The organism is Polaribacter filamentus (assembly GCF_002943715.1).
In the GTDB taxonomy this organism is placed as follows: Bacteria; Bacteroidota; Bacteroidia; order Flavobacteriales; family Flavobacteriaceae; genus Polaribacter; species Polaribacter filamentus.
Genome location: NZ_MQUA01000013.1, coordinates 3,124,078 through 3,141,526, shown reverse-complemented (window position 1 = coordinate 3,141,526; position 17,449 = coordinate 3,124,078). Strand labels below are relative to the sequence as shown.

The following is a 17,449-nucleotide window of genomic DNA, read 5'->3' as shown; positions in this document are numbered from 1 at the left end:
TTATAAAAATCGATTATACCAGCTATTTTCTATGCTAATTTCCCAAAAATTTTCTAGATCTTCTTTGTTGTTTATCAAGTTATCAAAAATGATTGTTTTTCCTGTTACAGCCTTGTTTTTAACTAGCTTTTTGAAGTCTTTTAGTTCTTTATATTGTACAAATTCGCCTTGTTTAAAGCAAGCATTCATTTTGTCTAAAAGTTCAATTTTGTACGTTTCTTGAAGTTCTAAAATAAAGGAAACAGAAGCATCAATATCGGCATTTGTTACGGTAGTTTCAGAAACATCAGCCACAAAAATGATAAATCTATGGTATAAAAATTGATAAGAGGCTTTAAAATTTTCGTCATCAGCTTTCCAGTTTTCTACGAATGTTTTAATTTTTTGTTCAACTTCTTCAATTTCCGTTGGATAAAATTTTCTACTTGAAGGATAAACCCAAACTTTAGCATCTTCTGAAATTGTATTATAATCTACAAACATAACTTATATTTTATCCTGCAAATATACGCAAAGAAAAACCGCAAACTTAAAATTCAAATTTGCAGTTTTTACAAAGTATCCTCTAAAAGTTTAAGATGTATCCTTTTAATTTTTTTGCAATAATTTTATAAAGTCGTCCTGTGTACTTTTACCTTTGTCTTTGTTATACCAAACTTGCAAATCTTCTTTTAATTGAGCATCTAAAACACCGTGTTTGGTTTTGTAATCCGCAACCATTTTTGTGGCTACGGCTGGCCTAGGACCCCAAGTATCTAATAGATTGTTATCTTTATCTAAGGCGATTAATTTTGGAATTGCTCTTCCTCCGTTTGTTAAAAATAAATCCATTAAATCTAGGTTTTCATCGCGCAAAACTATTTTTAATGTAATGTTATCATTTAAATCTGCCATTTTATTGATTACAGGTAAATTTTGAGCGGCATCACCACACCAACCTTCTGTAAGCACTAACCACGTTGTTGGCTCCTTTATTTTTTGAATTTCTGCAGTAGTTTCATCAGAAATTTTAATGGTTTTGTCTAGTCGCTTCATTCTTGTTGAATTCAACAAACTGTAATTTGTTAGATCTTCGGATTGATTGGGTCCTGTTGATTTATGTTCAGCTAATAGTTTTTTAACGAGGTCTATATATTCTTGATAAGAAATGCTGTTTTTTAGATTGTTTTCTAAGGTATTTTTCATAATTGATAAAACTTAAATTCCAAACTTTAGACGCTTAAATGTGTCGAAACTTACACTATTTTATTGTTTCATATACTTTAACAAAAGATAAATATAAAAATGCTTATTTTTACAGATCAATTCTTAAAATTTGAAAAATAGTTTATTCTTTTTGGTTTTTGTTATTTTCTTTTCTTGTGATAAAAAGAAAGTGGAGCTAGTGCAAAAGCAAGAAATAAAATCACTCTTACGTGTGGTTAAAAATTATAATGTTGCAGAAAAAGTGAATCCACTTTTTATAAAAGATATAGAAGATTGGGAGGAATTAAAAGCGGTTGATAACTTTTTATCAAGGTTTAAAAAAGCATCACCAAACGAAATCTTAAGCAATGCTTTAGAATTAAAAGAACTAGTGAAATCTTTAAAAGATGGCATAAAAGCGCCATTATTTGAGAATGCTTCTTTTAATACAAGAGTAAATATTTTACAGAATGAAACGTTGCGTTTGTCAGATATGACATTTATTCCTTCGATTAAATCCGAAGAGGTTACGATGCAAACAGATAAAATTATGAATGCATTTTCTGCTGTTAACTCTAAAGTAAATTCAATTTTATTAAAAAAAGGCTTTGAAGACGATATTGATTTAGATATCGATTATATAGGATTAGATTCTACAAAAATTGATAGTGTTTCTAGAAAATCAATCAATACTAAATTGAAGGAGAACAAAATACCCAATAAAAATTTCTTAAAGAAAGCTAAGCAGTAACTTTTATAAATGCAATATAGAAATCTTTAGATAATTTTTGTAAGGTATTAACGGAAGTTTATCTGACCAAAATGTCAAGAAACCACCTCATTTACAGTTTTATAAATCAGGTCGTTTTCAAAGCCTTTACGCATTAAAAAATCAATGAGTTTTTTCTTTCTTTTGTAAATATTAGGTTCAGAAATCACGTCGTTTCTGTTTTCTGTAATTCTATAAATCGTTTTTAAATACTTTTCTTCATCAATTTCTTTAAGCGCAGTTTTAATATTGTAAGCAGAAATATCTCTAAATTTTAACTCTCTAACAATTCGCTGTTTTCCCCAGCTTTTAATTCTGAATTTACCGCGAGCATAACTTTTAGAAAAACGTTCTTCGTTTAAAAAGTTGTCTTTCATCAAACTTAAAAGAATGAGTTCTCTAGCTTCAGGAATTAATTGAAAATCGCGCATTTTTTGCTCAACTTCTTTATGGCAACGATCTTGATACACGCAATAGTTTTCTATTTTGTGTTTTATTTCATTTACGGTGTACGATTTCTTCTTTTCAAACATTATTTCGAAAATACAAAAAGAGGATGAAATCATCACGACTTCATCCTCTTTATCTCTAAAATTAAAGTTTTTTATCCTATTTCTTGAATCTGACTTTCCATTTTGGCAGCTTGACTATCCGCTTTTAACAGTCCTTTAATTCTCATTTTAAACTTGGTAACTAAAAAGAATAAAATAGGAACTACAATTAATGTTAGAAAGGTTGCAATAAGCAAACCATAAATAACTGTTTTTGCCAGCGGCCCCCAAAAAACAACATTGTCTCCACCCATATAAATATTTGCATCAAACTCACTAAACAAGGTAAAGAAGTTAATGTTTAAACCAATTGCCAGCGGAATTAATCCTAAAATAGTAGTAATTGCAGTTAACAAAACAGGTCTTAAACGGGCTTTACCAGCTTGTACAATAGTTTCAAATAACACATCTAAAGGTAAATAATTTTCTTCGGAAACACCATCTTGCTGTTTTCTTCTGTTAATTAATAACTCGGCATAATCTAATAAAACAACCCCGTTATTTACTACAATTCCGGCCAGTGATATAATACCAACCATCGTCATCATAATAACAAAAGGAGCGCCAGAAATTACTAATCCGCCAAAAACCCCAATAAAACTTAAAAAGATTGCCAACATAATAATTCCGGGTTTAGAAACCGAGTTAAATTGGAAAATCAAAATAAAGAAAATCAATAGTAATCCAGTAAAAAAAGCACCAACTAAAAACGTCATTTGCTTATTTTGTTCTTCAATTTGACCGGTATAATCAATTTCAATTCCTTTATGTAAGTCTTTAAAATTCTTCATCGAATTCTGAATTCTAGCAACTACCGCTCCAGCATCCGTCTCTCCAGGAGAAAGCGCAGAATATACGGTTACCACTCTTTTTACATCTTTATGTTTTATGGCGCTAAAACCAGAGCTATTACTTTGAGAAGCGACTGCAGAAACGGGTATTTCTTTAATTTTACCAGAAGCTTGATCTCTAAATGTTATTTTCTGATTAAAAATAGCACTTTTATTATATCGATCCTCTTTGTTAAAACGGACGTAAATATCATAATCTTCACCGTCTTTTTTATAAATTCCTGCTTTATTTCCAAAAAGAGAAGCTCTTAATTGTTGCCCAACTTGACCTGTTGTAACGCCTAATTCACCCGCTTTTTTACGATCAACCAGAACTTGCATTCCTGGTTTCGATTTGTTAACATCTATTTTTAATTCATCAATACCAGAAATACTTTGCGTGTTTAAATAATCGCGCATTCTTTCTGCAGTAAAAATCAATTCTTCATAATCTTCTCCCGTTAATTCGATGTTAATTGGTGATCCAGCTGGTGGGCCATTTACATCTTTTTCAACAGAAATTAAAACTCCAGGATAAATACCAACCAAAGCTGCTTGTACTTTTTGTCGTAAAAGCTCGCTATCTTTTCCTTTTCTGTACTTATACTCGCGCATAGAAGCCGTGATTTTCCCTCTGTGTGGCATTTCTGCGGATGAACCTCCATCCGTTTGCGGATTTCCTGCACCTTCACCAACTTGAGAAACCGTACTCTCTACCATGTAATTATAATCGCCGACAGTATATGTATCTTGATTTAGAACTGTATATACTTTTTGTTCAATTTCCGATGTAATTTGATTTGTTTTCTCAATATCTGTTCCCTCAGGATATTCGATATACACAATTATTTGATTCGGTTTGTTGTCTGGAAAAAATTCAACTTTCGTTCTTTGTTCTTTTAAAGACCAACCAAACGCAGCAAATGCTGCTATCAGTGTCGCAAAAGTCACGGTAACTAAAATATAAGGCCTCCAACCAGTAAGTGCACTTTTTAATTGCCTTTCGTACCAATTTTCTAACCAAACTAATGTGTTTTTTTGGAAGTAATTTGCGGCTTTTCTTAAAACCAATCGATACACCCACAACATAATTGCTGTGAAAATAATTAAGGTTCCTAAAGCATTGTAAGCGCCGCCAAAAAAGAAAATCAGTAAACCTACAACACCCATAATACTTGTTAATCGTATGATGTTTTTTATAGGCATGTCTTTATCTTCTATGCTCATAAATTGAGAGACCAGCACTGAGTTGAAGAAAATTGCTACGAATAAAGAGGAACCTAAAACGATGGATAATGTAATAGGTAAAATCACCATAAATTGTCCCATAATTCCTGGCCAAAGCCCTAATGGAATAAAAGCTGCAACTGTGGTAGCTGTAGAAATGATAATAGGAAAAGCAATTTCACTAATTCCTTTTTTAGCAGCTTCTTTTCTGCTCATTCCTTCTTCATCCATTAAACGATATACATTTTCAACAACTACAATTCCGTTATCTACGAGCATCCCAAGTCCCATAATTAGCCCAAAAAGAACCATTGTGTTTAACGTGTAGCCCATTGCGCCTAATATCATTAAAGACATAAACATAGACATCGGAATTGCAAAACCCACAAAAACGGCATTTTTAAATCCGAGGAAAAACATTAGAACGATCACTACTAAAATAACTCCGAAAATAATATTATTTACCAAATCATCTACTTGACCAATGGTTTTTGGAGATTGATCGTTGGTTATGGTAACTTCTAAATCTTGGGGAAAAGTACCTGTTTTTGCATTTTTTACAAGTACACCTATTTTGTCTGCTGCAGCAACCATGTTTTCTCCAGACCTTTTTTTAACATCTAACATTACAACAGGAGCGCCGTTTTCTCTAGCGTACGTTGTTTTGTCTTTGTCTTTAAAGTTTATTTCTGCAACATCTTTTAAGTAAATAGGATTATCATTTTCTGATTTAATTACAAAATCTCCTAAATCAGATGGTTTGTCAATTTCACCAATAATTCTAATGGTTCTTCTTTGTTTGCTTGTAATAAAGTTACCCGCAGACATGGTTACATTTCCGCGATTAATAGCATTTGTAATATCATCAAAACTAACTTTTGAAGCCATCATTTTGTAAATATCTACGGCAACTTCAACCTCTTTGTCTTGCGCACCACGAATATCTACTTTTTTAATTTCTGTTAAATCTTCAATTTTGTCTTGTAAATATTCTCCGAATTCTTTTAATTTAGCAACTGGGTAATTTCCAGAAATATTAATATTTAGAATAGGAACCTCTTCGGACATGCTTAATTCAAAAACATTAGGTGTTACTTTTGCACCATTAAATGTTGGCCAATCTTCGCCCGCTGTTTCTTGATCTATTTCGTCTTTTACTTTCTGTTTTGCTTTATTCGGATCAATTTGCTCATCAAATTCTACGGTAATAATCGAGTAATCTTCTTGAGAAGTTGAGGTTATTTTTACAACATTACTTACCGACTTTAATTTATCTTCTAAAGGATTTGTAATTAGTTTCTCTATATCTTCTGCAGTGTTTCCAGGGTATACAGAACTTATATAAATTTTGGTTTCATTTATCTCGGGAAAATTTTCTCTAGGCATTGAAAAATATGCCGAAATTCCTAAATAAAGAATCAGAAACATTAAAACATAAATAGTCGTTTTATTATTTATTGCCCAAGCAGAAAGTTTAAATTCTTTCTCTATTTTTTTGGTTTTTTTAGACATCTTTTCTTCTATTTATTTATCACTTTTACAACTTGCCCGTTATTCACACTTCTAGCGCCTTCTAAAATTATTTCTGTATCTGCAGTAAGATTTTTTATTACTTCAATAAAGTCTCCTTGGGTTTTTCCTGTTTCTATAATCAATCGTTCTGCAATTGCTTCGTTGTTCTCTTTTTTGTCTTTAATTATATAGATAAACTGTTCGCCTTTTGAGTTTTCTGAGATAATACTTTGCAGAATTAAAATGGCATTTTCATTTGTGTAATCGTTTAATTTTAATTTTGCGGTTAAGTTTGGTTTTATTGTTCCTTTTAAATTTGGTACATCAATCTCTATTTTAAAAGATCGATTACTTGGGTTGATATAATTACTAACTTGTCTTATTTTAGAATTTAAAGTTTCTCCCAGAACAGGGAAACTTACTTCTACAAACTTTCCTTCTGTGATGCTGCCAATGTATGTTTCTGGAACCTCAGTTTCTATATACATATTCGAAAGATTTACAATTCTAAAAATTTCTGCTCCTTGTCCTGGTGCAACAACAGTACCTCTTTCTTTAAAAATTGCATCTATAATTCCGGCAAAAGGTGCTCTAATTGTAGATTTTGATAACTGACTCTTTAATTGATTTACAGCACTCGCTTGCGCTTCAAAGGCTGTTTGTGTTTGTAAAAACTGAATTTCAGATCCAATTTTTTGTTCCCATAATCTTTTTTGACGCTCGTAAGTGGTTTTTGCTAATTGTGCATTCGCCTCTAATTGTGCTAATTGTTGAGACATTCCGCCATCATCAATAGTCGCTAAAATTTGACCTTTGCTTACTTTATCGCCTTCTTTAACAAAAACACTTTTTAAAATACCAGGCATTTCTGGATACACTAAAATATTTTGCTTCGTTTGTACATTTCCTTGTAACTCTATAGAGTGTTTAAAAACTGCTTCTTTAATAGTTAGCGTGGTAATTAATGGCGTATTTTTATCTTTATTTAAAGCGTCTAACTTTTCATTTAACTTTTTTAAATCATTATCTAATAGCTGTAGTTTTGCATCAATTTCTAGTTTTTTTGAATTAATTTGGGTTACATCATCCGTAGCTATAATTTCATCTATAGAAATTTCCTTTTTATTTCCGCAAGCGTTTAAAATAAGTGCAGTTACTAGTAATATATATATGTTTTTCATAATAATTTTAGTTATTTAATTGGTAGGTTTAATGCGTTTTCTAATGCTGCTTTTTTAGAAATTACATCTAACATCGATTGTATGTAATTCTGTTGTTGTGTGTATAATTGATTCTGCGCTATTAATAAATCAAAACTTGAGGAAATTCCTTCAAAAAATTTGATACGTTGTTTTTTCTCTATTCTTTCTGATAAACCAAGATTTTTTTGAGCCGTATTGTAATTTTCAATGCTTAACTTATAATCGCTTTTTCCTTTTTCTGCTAATAAATTTAAACGCTGTTTGGTTTCCTCTAAACGTACATCTGCGTTTTCTAAAGCTATTTTTGCTTGAGCCGTTTTAGATTTTCTGCTAAAACTACTAAATATGGGTACATTTAAACTTACACCTAAAAGCGAAGAATCAAACCATTGCTGACTGCCGTTGAAGAATGAGAAAGAATCAGAAAAACCCTGACTCCCGTAATTCACAAATGCGCTTAAACTTGGTAACGTTTTGCTCTGTTCTAACCTCATCATTAAACGTTTTGTTTCTCTATCGTTTTCCGAAATTCTAAAATCGATATGATTACTCACATTAAAATCCTCAGAAACTAAATCAAGTTCTAAATTACTCATTACTAATGAATCTAAAGTATCTGTTAAAATTAGACCAGTATTGATAGAATTACCTAGCGATAGATTCAACATTTGATAAGCGATTTTTTTCATTCTTACCACACTATTTAGTTGATTTTTTAAACTTCCTAAGGTAATTTCTAGCTGCTCAACATCCTCTTCTTCGTTCAATCCATTTTCATAGATTTTTTTTGCATCGTTATAGTTTTTTTGAAGAATTTTAATATTACTTTCTAAAATCGCGATGCTATTTTCTGTAACTAACACATTGCCATATGCATTTATTACTGCTTCTCTAGTAAGTAATTCTGTTTTTTCTTCCGCTTGTTTAGAGATCTTTAAAAAAGTTTTAGAAGCTTGTAACCCCACTAAATAAGAACCATCAAATAATAATTGTGTTAAGGTTACAGAAGCATTAATGTTTTGCTTTGTACCAAAAACTACAGGTATAAAGCCGTCTGGCGCATTTGGACTACTTTCTCTAGTGATATCAAAAAAATCTTCAACCGTTTGAACAACCGATTCTCTATTATCAAAAGCAGCGGCGGGTAATAAAGAAACAGGTTGCTTTAAAAAATTCTGATAATCTACTTTTCCGTTAATTTGAGGTAAACCAATAGCGGTTGTTTCCCAGACCGTTTCGTTCGCAGACTTTATGTCGTTTCTAGCTGCTTTTGTATTGTAACTATTCTCTAACGCATAATTTATTGCTTGTTTTAGAGAAAGTTCCATCGTTTTTTCTTGTGCTTCTATGGATATTGTAAAAGCAAAAAAAGAAATTATGTATATATACTTCTTCATTTATAGTTGATTATTTTTTAATTGTTGTTCTAATTGTTGCAAACCTTTTTCTGTTGATATTCCTCTGATGTGATATTCTAAATAGATACTCATTAAAGTGTTCATAGAATATTTTATTAACGGAAATAATTGTGGATCTTTAATACCTAACATGCCACTAAAATAAATTCTGCTGATAAAATCGATGTCGATTGTGGTTCTAAACAATCCAGATTCGACACCTCTTTTTAAATTATCCTGAATAGTTTCTTGCATTACATGAAATTGTTTCTGTGTTAAAGTTGCATAAATTCTAGGATAATATTTTTGAAGCTGATAAAAAGGGGAAGATTTTTCATCCTTCAAATGACTCATTACAACACGTTTAATGTGAAACATTTCATCAATAGGATTCATTTTTTCTTCACAAATAGCATCAATACTGCAACAAATAGTATCAAACATATAGTCTGTAACAGCACTTACCAAGGCGGTTTTATTGTTAAAATACTTGTAAAGTGTTTTTTTAGAAACCCCTAAAGCACTAGCAATTTCATCCATAGTAACACTTTTAAAACCTAGGTTTAAGAAGAGTTCGTTCGATTTTTCTAAAATTTCATCTTTCATAATTCGAGTGCAAATATACAAACGGAAACTTTAGATACAAAAATAGTTTCCAAAGTTTTAATGTTTTTTTAACATTTAGATTAAAAAGAAGAATTTCTTTACATTATTTTTACAAAAAATTATAGGTTTGAACATTATACACTATCAGCAAGAATTCTTACAATATTTAAAATCTAAAAATTGGATACATGAGCCTAAAAACTTGTATGAACCAATAGATTACATCCTACAACTAGGAGGTAAAAGAATACGTCCTGTGTTAACATTAATGGCTGCAGACATTTTTTCTTCGGATTATAAAAGAGCAATGCCAGCAGCATTGGCGGTTGAAGTTTTTCATAATTTTACGCTCATACACGACGATATTATGGATGATGCGCCTCTAAGAAGAGGTAAAGTTACCGTTCATGAAAAATGGAACATCAATACAGGCATACTTTCTGGAGACGCAATGTTAATTTTAGCGTATCAATATTTTGAAAATTATGAGCCTGTTATTTTCCAGAAATTGGCAAAGTTATTTAGTAAAACAGCTTTAGAAGTTTGTGATGGTCAGCAATTAGATGTTGACTTTGAAACTAGAGATGATGTTACTATTAACGAATATATACATATGATTTGTTTAAAAACATCCGTTTTAGTTGCTGCTGCATTAAAAATGGGTGCAATTGTTGCAGAAACAAATGAAGAAAATGCCAATTTAATTTATGATTTCGGATTAAATTTAGGTTTAGCTTTTCAGTTACAAGACGATTATTTAGACACTTTTGGAGATCCAGAAACCTTTGGGAAACAAGTTGGAGGTGATATCATCGTAAATAAAAAAACTTTTTTATATTTAAAATGTTTAGAGGTTTCTAGTGATGCAGATCAAAAGAAGTTAAAGCATTTTTACAAACGAAAATTAGACGACAATTCAATAAAAATAGCAGAAGTAACTAGAATTTTTGATTTAAATGACATTCCTGTTTTAATGAAAAACGAAATAGAAAATTATACAGAAAAAGCATTTGATACCTTAACAAAAATGGATATTACAGATGCGAATAAAGATAATTTAAAAACTTTTGGTTTATGGTTAATGAATAGAACGGTTTAATTATTCTTTAATTTTATTTGCAAATAATTTAAAATTAATAGTACATTTGCAGCCTAAATAATTGGTCCTATAGCTCAGTTGGTTAGAGCACCTGACTCATAATCAGGTGGTCCCTGGTTCGAGTCCAGGTGGGACCACAATTAAAAACCTTAGTCTATTGTTAATCAATTGATTGAGGTTTTTTTATTTAAGTATTTGTGCGGTTTATGTACGATTGTGACAAGATTTATAACTTCTATGTAAGTTCTCTAGAGATTTAAATTGTATAGTTGGGCATTTTAAAGCCATATTCCCTCTTGAGAGCGCTCGTTTGCCGTTTTAACTAATTTAAAATTTCATTACTAATATATTTTTCTAGCTTTTTACTTTCATTTTACAAATCTAATACCTTCTGTAAATTTTAATATTCCGTAATTTTAAGTCTCTAAACCTTTTGAATTTTGATTTTGATAAAAAGGAAGAAAAACTATTTTTTTATCAACTTTATTTTTTCCTTTCTTTTCTATTTTAGTGTCGATTGAGCTGCAAATCCATTTTTATTTGTAAACGATGTTTATCCTTATAGCCGTAACTTTTTCTAGATTAAAACTGGCTTTTTATAGTTCGGCCGATTGCTTATCCAGAAATTAGCATAATTCGAAAACTTTCTACTTTTTTTTGTGAAAGCACAAATTTATTTTCCATCTTTTACCAATGTGCTTTAATCTTTATATTAGATATTTCATTTTGCGCGATCTTTATGAAGTTAAGCATAAAGTTGGAAACTGTTATTTCACCTTCTTTTACAAGTGTTTTATTGTCCTTTTCATCCTTATTTGTAAATGTATTGAGGAGTGATTTCCCAAACGGAAAATATTGAGCGCAATAATAGTTCCAAACAATTGGTCTGCATGGACTTGGTCTATGCAACCTTGTTTGATTTGATCCGCATGTTACCTTGTTTGATTTTCTTAAAATTAGGAAATCTTGTATTCTTCCCTAATTTTAGTATTACATAGTTATTTCTATTTAACTGCTGAATGACGAAAATAGGCAATAGAGGGGCTTCCTCATAAAAGAAATGCAATCGTTTGTGAGATTCTTAATTTTATATTCAAGTGGAGCGTCATTATATAATAGCGCATTAAGTTATGTCCCTCATAAGTAGGTAGAATTTTTAAAAACGGTTTTAAAAAGGGGTTTTTTGCGGACATAATATTAATACGACATCACCTAATTAATGTTAACTTTTTCAGCTATTTCTTCAATACGAGCAACATTTATTCCCTTCGTGTACATATATTTTTAAGTGCATCGAATATTTTATGCGCTTTGTTTTCGTCTTTAGCTTTTTTCATTTTAACCAGATTGTTTAACCACTTGTTTAATAAGTACATAAAGAACTAACAAATAGTTATGTAATGACCTTTTAAGGTTTTTACAACTGCATTTTAAAATGATTAAATAAGCTGGCCTATAGATAGTGATATCAAACTAAAAATAGCTGAAAGGTTTAAAAAAATAAAGTATTTTTTTTATAAATACGATTAAACCAAAAAACTAGAGAATAGTAGAGTCTAGGGTATTAATTAAAATTACACCCATACAGCTGCCTTTAAAAATCCAGCATGTAAATAAAGCAATTTATTTAGATTTGGCAGCAAATTATAAACGATTTGGAGCCAGATAGTTTTAAAAATAATTATTGAAAACAGTTATTATTTACCTTCCGTATCAGCAATATTTCCTTTTTTAAACTTTGCTGTTTTAATTTCACCACCAAGCACTAATGCCGCTGAAATAATCATCAAATTTTTAATAATGTATTGTCCTTCTAGCGTAGGAAGAAGAAAATTATTCGCCTGAAAAGTTACTTCAGTAAGCACAATTAAAGGCATAAAAGTTCCTCCCATCTGCAAAAGTAAAAGTACAATTGCTATTCTTGTTGTTGCTTTAAACAAAAAGAAAACACCAATCGCAACCTCCCAAAAGCCAATAATTATTAACCAAATATCGGGTGAACCGAAAGGTAGCCATATTACCGTTGCTTTCAGTAAACCTTCCGCTGATGAGAGACCTAACGGTTTTAATAATCCAAACCAAATAAATATTACACCAAATGATAAACGAATAGCAGGTATGCTTACGTTCCTCATATTTTTTATAATTCCTCTATCTAATTTGTCAAGAATCCTTTTCATGATTTATTTTAAAGTTTTGAATTTTATAATTGGTTTTTTTTTAAAAAACTCCTCTTATAACCAATAACAAAGATATTGCTTTAATCTTATATAATTTAAAATGCACAATGGGTTAATAATTTAAAATATAAGGTTGATGTTGGTTTTAACAACTCAAAGTACATTCAAGAATTAAATAACAACATTCAAACCAACACCAATAATAATTACGATTATGAGGTGGGTATAGAAACGTTGTTTGATAAGTTCCCAAAGATAGAAATCGGCTTAAAAAGAATTATTGGTAATTTTACAGCAAGTACAAACACCTCAAAATTTGTAACTACAGAACCTTTTATAACAATAGATTATGATTTTTTAGACGGTTTCATTTTCAATTTCGATTATAGACAAAGTAATTATCAAAATAAAACAGTAGGTCAAAAAAACACCTACGAAATTGCGAACACTACCTTATCTTACAAAGGAGAAGATTCTGCTTGGAGTTATAAAATAACCGCTCAAAACTTATTGAATGCACAATTTAGACAAAGTAATAGTTTTTCAGATTTTTTAATTTCTGATAGCAAAACCTTTATTCTGCCAAGAATTGTGATGTTTAGTATTGGGTATAATTTGTAGGTTTTTAGGCTTTAGTTGTTAGGTTGTAGTCAGTTGCAAACTGTAAACTGCCACTGAACACTGCTGCTGCAAACTGCCACTGTAAACTGAACACTACACTATTTCCGTCCAAAATCTGCAGGAATTTCTCCCCAAGCTTTGGTTTCCCATTTTAAAATTGGGTTTTTAAACGTGTTTTCTTTCAGCCATTTTTCGGCTCTTTTTATCAAATCTAACAAGTCTTTATTAGAAGCATCAAAATGCATATTGGTTTTACATCGTTTCTGTTTTACCCAACTCATGGCGATTTTAGAATCAGAATAAATAGGAGTATTTTCTTTGTTTTTGCTTTTTAAAAGCGCAATGCCGTGCACTAAAGCTAAAAATTCACCAATATTATTTGTTCCTTTTTGAAAAGGTCCCATTAAAAAAAGTTGCTTTTTGTTATGAGTAAAAACACCTTTATATTCCATTTTTCCAGGATTGCCAGCACAAGCAGCATCCACAGAAATACTTTCTAGAATTGGTTTTCCAAACTTTTCTTTTTCAACGGATGTTAAGGTAACTGTTTTTGTGTTTTTGCCTTTATAATCATCGTAGCTTTTTTTGGATGCAATTTCAGCCTCCTCTAAATTGGCAAAAGATTTGTATTGTGCAGCTTCAAAACCATCAATTTGACGCTTACAAACATTCCAAGAAGTAAAAACGCCTGTTTTTCTTCCTTTCCAAACTACGTAAAACTTTTTTTTACTCATTAATTTCTAAAATTACACGCTCAATAATTCTAGGAAAATATTTTTCTTCCAGCAAATGAATCTTTCCGGCGATGGTTTCTGGCGTATCATTTTCGTTTAAAGTCGTTTTTGCCTGATAAATGATTGCTCCTTCATCATAATTTTCATTTACATAGTGAATTGTAATGCCCGTTTCTTTCTCATTATTTTCTTTTACAGCGCTGTGAACGTTCATCCCGTACATTCCTTTTCCACCATATTTTGGGAGCAATGCAGGGTGAATATTAATGATTTTTTTAGGGAAAGCTTCAATAATTTTTGTTGGAACTTTCCATAAAAAACCCGCTAAAACAACGAAATCTGCTTTCTCTTTTAACAGGTTGAAGATCGTATCTTCCTTTAAAAAATCGTTTTTATTAAATAGTAAGCAATTAACATTTAGGTTTTTACATCTTTCAAAAACCTTGCCTTGTTCATTGTTACAGAGTACTTGCGTAACTTTGGCGGTTTTAGAGTTATTAAAAAACTTTATAATATTTTCTGCGTTCGTTCCGGAACCAGAAGCAAAAACAACAATACGCCTCATAATTATATATCTAGAGTACAAAAAAAGAATAATTATTAACATTCTGGTTATTTTAATAGTAGATTAAACATTTTTATTTATCTTTAGTAATCATTTTACACGCAAAAAGTTAGTTAGAATTAATAAGATTTGTATTTTTGCGTCGATTTAAATTTTAAAAAAAACAGAATTATGTCAGACATTGCATCAAGAGTAAAAGCTATTATCGTAGACAAATTAGGCGTAGACGATAATGAAGTAACAACAGAAGCTAGCTTCACAAACGATTTAGGAGCAGATTCTTTGGATACTGTTGAGTTGATTATGGAATTCGAAAAAGAATTCGATATTCAAATTCCAGATGATCAAGCGGAAAATATTGGAACTGTTGGTCAGGCAGTTAGCTATATAGAAGCAGCAAAAAAGTAATTTTTATATGCAATTAAAACGAGCAGTAATTACTGGACTTGGCGCGTTAACGCCAATAGGAAATAATATTGAAGAGTATTGGAATAGCTTAATTAACGGAGTTAGTGGAGCAGCACCTGTAACGTATTATGATGCTGCCAAGTTCAAAACTCGTTTTGCATGTGAGTTAAAAAACTTTAATGTCACGGATTTTATCGACAGAAAAGAAGCTCGTAAAATGGATCGATTTACACAATATGCAATGGTTGCTTCGGATGAAGCGATTGCAGATTCTAAATTAGATTTAGACAAAATTAACAAATTACGCGTTGGTGTAATTTGGGGAGCAGGAATCGGTGGCTTGGAAACTTTTCAAAACGAAGTTTTAAACTTTGCAGCTGGAGATGGAACACCAAGATTTAATCCTTTCTTTATCCCAAAAATGATAGCAGACATTGCTCCTGGAAATATCTCCATTAAAAATGGATTTATGGGGCCAAATTATACAACAGTTTCTGCTTGTGCGTCATCTGCAAACGCAATGATTGATGCGCTAAATTATATACGATTAGGTTATTGTGATGTAATTGTTACTGGTGGCTCTGAAGCCGCTATAACTATTGCAGGAATGGGTGGTTTTAACGCTATGCATGCCTTATCTACAAGAAATGAAAGCCCAGAAACAGCTTCTAGACCTTTTGACGCAGAACGTGATGGTTTTGTTTTAGGAGAAGGAGCAGGTGCACTTATTTTAGAAGAATACGAACACGCGAAAGCAAGAGGTGCTAAAATCTATGCGGAAGTTATAGGTGGAGGAATGTCTTCTGATGCATATCACATGACAGCTCCTCATCCAGAAGGAATTGGTGTTATTGCAGTGATGCAAAACTGTTTAGAAAATTCTGGAATAAAAGCAGAAGATGTAGATCATATTAATACACATGGTACTTCTACTCCTTTAGGAGATGTTGCAGAACTAAAAGCAATTTCTAAAGTTTTTGGAGAGCATGCTAAGAATATCAATATAAATTCTACAAAATCTATGACAGGGCATTTATTGGGTGCTGCCGGTGCTATTGAGTCAATTGCTGTTCTTTTAGCAATGCAATATGGTATTGTGCCGCCAACAATAAATCATACAACGCTAGATGAGAATATTAATCCAGAATTAAACCTTACGCTTAATAAACCTCAAAAAAGAGATATTAAAATAGCATTGAGTAATACATTTGGTTTTGGAGGTCATAATGCTTGTGTAGCTTTTAAGAAATTAGACGAATAGTATATGAATTTTATTCGTAAAATAGTTACATCTACATCTAAAGAAGATCAAGAATTAAATAGCGAATTAAAAAAGTTACTCAATTACTCTCCAAGAAGCATTAATAATTATAAAAAAGCGTTTACCCATAGATCTTTTCAAATACAAGACAGTAAAGGAAATCCTATTAATTACGAACGTTTAGAGTTTTTAGGAGATTCTATTCTAGGCTCTGCAATAGCGGCTTATTTGTATAACAAGGTTCCAAAAGGTACAGAAGGTTATCTTACTCAAATGCGCTCTAAAATTGTAAGTAGAGAGCATTTAAACGAACTAGGAAAAGATTTAAACTTAATTCGTTTTGTTAAAAGTAATATAGATCAGGCTAATGTTGGCGATAATATTCATGGAAATATTTTTGAAGCTTTAATTGGTGCTATTTATTTAGATAAGGGATATAATTCTTGTCAAAAATTTATCTACCAAAATGTAATTGTGCCCTATGTTGATATTGCAAAACTAGAAGGCAAAATTACAAGTTATAAAGGGTTGATTATAGAGTGGTGTCAAAAACAAAAAAAGAAGTACAAATTTGATACATATGAAGACTCAGGTAATGAGACGATAAAACACTTTAGCGTTAAAATAAGTATTGATGGAGAACAAGTTGCTAAAGGCAGAGCAACCTCTAAAAAGAAAGCCGAAGAACAAGCATCAAAAAGAGTCTATTATACCCTTCAAAAGCAAATTTCTGTAGGCTAAACACGATAACGTTTTCGTTAATATCCCAAAAATATTCATAAAGTATTAGTAATTTAGCATCTTTAAGAAGAACTAAAACTAGTATTATTTATGCAAATTCATTCATTAGGTTTAGAAGATTTCTGTGAAGATGAATATTCCTTAATTGGTATTCATACAACATTAGAAGATTTTAAGTTGGCCTATTTATTGAATAAATATTTATGTACAAGTTTTTATAAATCTAGAGAAGACTTAAATTTTGAAGACTTGCAAAAAAAAGCCTCTTTTTCAATTTTTAATTATACAAGTAGTAAATATGATTTCGATTGGTTTTTAATAGCAAATAGCTCTAAAGCAGAAAATCAAAAAGAAACGAATGAACTTCTAATAACATCAGAAACAAAAACATATTTAATTCCGGAAAAGAAAAAAGTAGATTTCTTTATCAAAATTTCGGGAGATTTAGAAGATAGTTTTATGTCTGAGACACTAGACAAAATAAAAAAAATAGAGCAAGTAATAACTTCCTATTTAATAGATAAGAACACATTAAAGTCGAAAGATTTTTTAATTTTTTAG

The 17,449-nt window shown here is 30.8% G+C and carries 17 protein-coding genes and 1 tRNA gene; 8 read left to right on the top strand and 10 right to left on the bottom strand.

From position 1 onward, the window contains the following. On the bottom strand, window positions 1-483 hold the full coding sequence (locus BST83_RS16410) for an ABC transporter ATPase (protein ID WP_104810709.1): 483 nt from the start codon (window positions 481-483) through the stop codon (window positions 1-3). Between the two features lie 105 nt (window positions 484-588). Continuing rightward, a complete protein-coding gene (locus BST83_RS16405) occupies window positions 589-1,185 on the bottom strand; it encodes a thioredoxin family protein (protein ID WP_104810708.1) in 597 nt (198 codons plus the stop codon). A gap of 130 nt (window positions 1,186-1,315) precedes the next feature. Here BST83_RS16405 and BST83_RS16400 point away from each other — a divergent pair, with 130 nt between their 5' ends. Next, entirely contained in the window at window positions 1,316-1,936 is a 621-nt protein-coding gene (locus BST83_RS16400; RefSeq protein WP_104810707.1) for a hypothetical protein, read from the top strand. Between the two features lie 74 nt (window positions 1,937-2,010). Here the strand turns inward: BST83_RS16400 and BST83_RS16395 are convergent, their stop codons facing one another. The 5 genes from BST83_RS16395 to BST83_RS16375 form a co-directional block, all read right to left on the bottom strand. Then, a complete protein-coding gene (locus tag BST83_RS16395; RefSeq protein ID WP_104810706.1) occupies window positions 2,011-2,487 on the bottom strand; it encodes a regulatory protein RecX in 477 nt (158 codons plus the stop codon). Window positions 2,488-2,558: 71 nt separating this feature from the next. Beyond that, window positions 2,559-6,074 carry an efflux RND transporter permease subunit gene (locus BST83_RS16390; protein WP_104810705.1) on the bottom strand — a complete coding sequence of 1,172 codons (3,516 nt, stop codon included), beginning with the start codon at window positions 6,072-6,074 and terminating at the stop codon, window positions 2,559-2,561. 8 nt (window positions 6,075-6,082) lie between these two features. Then, entirely contained in the window at window positions 6,083-7,255 is a 1,173-nt protein-coding gene (locus BST83_RS16385; RefSeq protein ID WP_104810704.1) for an efflux RND transporter periplasmic adaptor subunit, read from the bottom strand. A gap of 11 nt (window positions 7,256-7,266) precedes the next feature. Then, window positions 7,267-8,673: a TolC family protein gene (locus BST83_RS16380; protein ID WP_104810703.1), complete on the bottom strand. Its 1,407-nt coding sequence runs from the start codon at window positions 8,671-8,673 to the stop codon at window positions 7,267-7,269. Further along, window positions 8,674-9,279 (bottom strand): TetR/AcrR family transcriptional regulator, encoded by a 606-nt coding sequence (locus tag BST83_RS16375; RefSeq protein WP_104810702.1) that lies wholly within the window; start codon window positions 9,277-9,279, stop codon window positions 8,674-8,676. A gap of 127 nt (window positions 9,280-9,406) precedes the next feature. Here BST83_RS16375 and BST83_RS16370 point away from each other — a divergent pair, with 127 nt between their 5' ends. Both BST83_RS16370 and BST83_RS16365 read left to right on the top strand, forming a co-directional pair. Further along, complete coding sequence (locus BST83_RS16370) at window positions 9,407-10,378, top strand: polyprenyl synthetase family protein (RefSeq protein WP_104810701.1); 972 nt, start codon at window positions 9,407-9,409, stop codon at window positions 10,376-10,378. Between the two features lie 63 nt (window positions 10,379-10,441). Then, a tRNA-Ile gene (locus BST83_RS16365) sits at window positions 10,442-10,515 on the top strand. A gap of 1,560 nt (window positions 10,516-12,075) precedes the next feature. Here BST83_RS16365 and BST83_RS16360 read toward each other — a convergent pair. Then, window positions 12,076-12,558 carry a DoxX family protein gene (locus BST83_RS16360; protein ID WP_104810700.1) on the bottom strand — a complete coding sequence of 161 codons (483 nt, stop codon included), beginning with the start codon at window positions 12,556-12,558 and terminating at the stop codon, window positions 12,076-12,078. A gap of 234 nt (window positions 12,559-12,792) precedes the next feature. Here BST83_RS16360 and BST83_RS16355 point away from each other — a divergent pair, with 234 nt between their 5' ends. Continuing rightward, window positions 12,793-13,179: a hypothetical protein gene (locus BST83_RS16355; protein WP_240614797.1), complete on the top strand. Its 387-nt coding sequence runs from the start codon at window positions 12,793-12,795 to the stop codon at window positions 13,177-13,179. 98 nt (window positions 13,180-13,277) lie between these two features. Here the strand turns inward: BST83_RS16355 and BST83_RS16350 are convergent, their stop codons facing one another. Both BST83_RS16350 and purN read right to left on the bottom strand, forming a co-directional pair. Then, on the bottom strand, window positions 13,278-13,913 hold the full coding sequence (locus BST83_RS16350; protein ID WP_104810699.1) for a ribonuclease H1 domain-containing protein: 636 nt from the start codon (window positions 13,911-13,913) through the stop codon (window positions 13,278-13,280). Next, complete coding sequence (gene purN / locus BST83_RS16345) at window positions 13,906-14,478, bottom strand: phosphoribosylglycinamide formyltransferase (protein ID WP_104810698.1); 573 nt, start codon at window positions 14,476-14,478, stop codon at window positions 13,906-13,908. Before purN ends, BST83_RS16350 begins: the two co-directional genes overlap by 8 nt. Before the next feature lie 171 nt (window positions 14,479-14,649). Between purN and BST83_RS16340 the strand changes: the two genes are divergently transcribed. The 4 genes from BST83_RS16340 to BST83_RS16325 all read left to right on the top strand — a co-directional run bounded on the left by BST83_RS16340 (window position 14,650) and on the right by BST83_RS16325 (window position 17,449). After that, window positions 14,650-14,886, top strand: coding sequence for an acyl carrier protein (locus BST83_RS16340; RefSeq protein WP_091896995.1), 237 nt, complete (start codon window positions 14,650-14,652; stop codon window positions 14,884-14,886). A gap of 7 nt (window positions 14,887-14,893) precedes the next feature. Continuing rightward, window positions 14,894-16,147, top strand: coding sequence for a beta-ketoacyl-ACP synthase II (fabF, locus tag BST83_RS16335; protein WP_104810697.1), 1,254 nt, complete (start codon window positions 14,894-14,896; stop codon window positions 16,145-16,147). 3 nt (window positions 16,148-16,150) lie between these two features. Continuing rightward, a complete protein-coding gene (rnc, locus tag BST83_RS16330) occupies window positions 16,151-16,888 on the top strand; it encodes a ribonuclease III (RefSeq protein WP_104810696.1) in 738 nt (245 codons plus the stop codon). A 90-nt stretch (window positions 16,889-16,978) separates the two neighbouring features. Further along, window positions 16,979-17,449 (top strand): IPExxxVDY family protein, encoded by a 471-nt coding sequence (locus BST83_RS16325; protein ID WP_104810695.1) that lies wholly within the window; start codon window positions 16,979-16,981, stop codon window positions 17,447-17,449.

Bases quoted from the DNA above. Each gene is read 5' to 3' on its own strand.
- BST83_RS16385 (WP_104810704.1), bottom strand. From the start codon at position 7,255: ATGAAAAACATATATATATTACTAGTAACTGCACTTATTTTAAACGCT.
- BST83_RS16325 (WP_104810695.1), top strand. From the start codon at position 16,979: ATGCAAATTCATTCATTAGGTTTAGAAGATTTCTGTGAAGATGAATAT.
- BST83_RS16395 (WP_104810706.1), bottom strand. From the start codon at position 2,487: ATGTTTGAAAAGAAGAAATCGTACACCGTAAATGAAATAAAACACAAA.
- purN (WP_104810698.1), bottom strand. From the start codon at position 14,478: ATGAGGCGTATTGTTGTTTTTGCTTCTGGTTCCGGAACGAACGCAGAA.
- fabF (WP_104810697.1), top strand. From the start codon at position 14,894: ATGCAATTAAAACGAGCAGTAATTACTGGACTTGGCGCGTTAACGCCA.
- BST83_RS16380 (WP_104810703.1), bottom strand. From the start codon at position 8,673: ATGAAGAAGTATATATACATAATTTCTTTTTTTGCTTTTACAATATCC.
- rnc (WP_104810696.1), top strand. From the start codon at position 16,151: ATGAATTTTATTCGTAAAATAGTTACATCTACATCTAAAGAAGATCAA.
- BST83_RS16350 (WP_104810699.1), bottom strand. From the start codon at position 13,913: ATGAGTAAAAAAAAGTTTTACGTAGTTTGGAAAGGAAGAAAAACAGGC.
- BST83_RS16390 (WP_104810705.1), bottom strand. From the start codon at position 6,074: ATGTCTAAAAAAACCAAAAAAATAGAGAAAGAATTTAAACTTTCTGCT.
- BST83_RS16360 (WP_104810700.1), bottom strand. From the start codon at position 12,558: ATGAAAAGGATTCTTGACAAATTAGATAGAGGAATTATAAAAAATATG.
- BST83_RS16375 (WP_104810702.1), bottom strand. From the start codon at position 9,279: ATGAAAGATGAAATTTTAGAAAAATCGAACGAACTCTTCTTAAACCTA.
- BST83_RS16340 (WP_091896995.1), top strand. From the start codon at position 14,650: ATGTCAGACATTGCATCAAGAGTAAAAGCTATTATCGTAGACAAATTA.
- BST83_RS16410 (WP_104810709.1), bottom strand. From the start codon at position 483: ATGTTTGTAGATTATAATACAATTTCAGAAGATGCTAAAGTTTGGGTT.
- BST83_RS16405 (WP_104810708.1), bottom strand. From the start codon at position 1,185: ATGAAAAATACCTTAGAAAACAATCTAAAAAACAGCATTTCTTATCAA.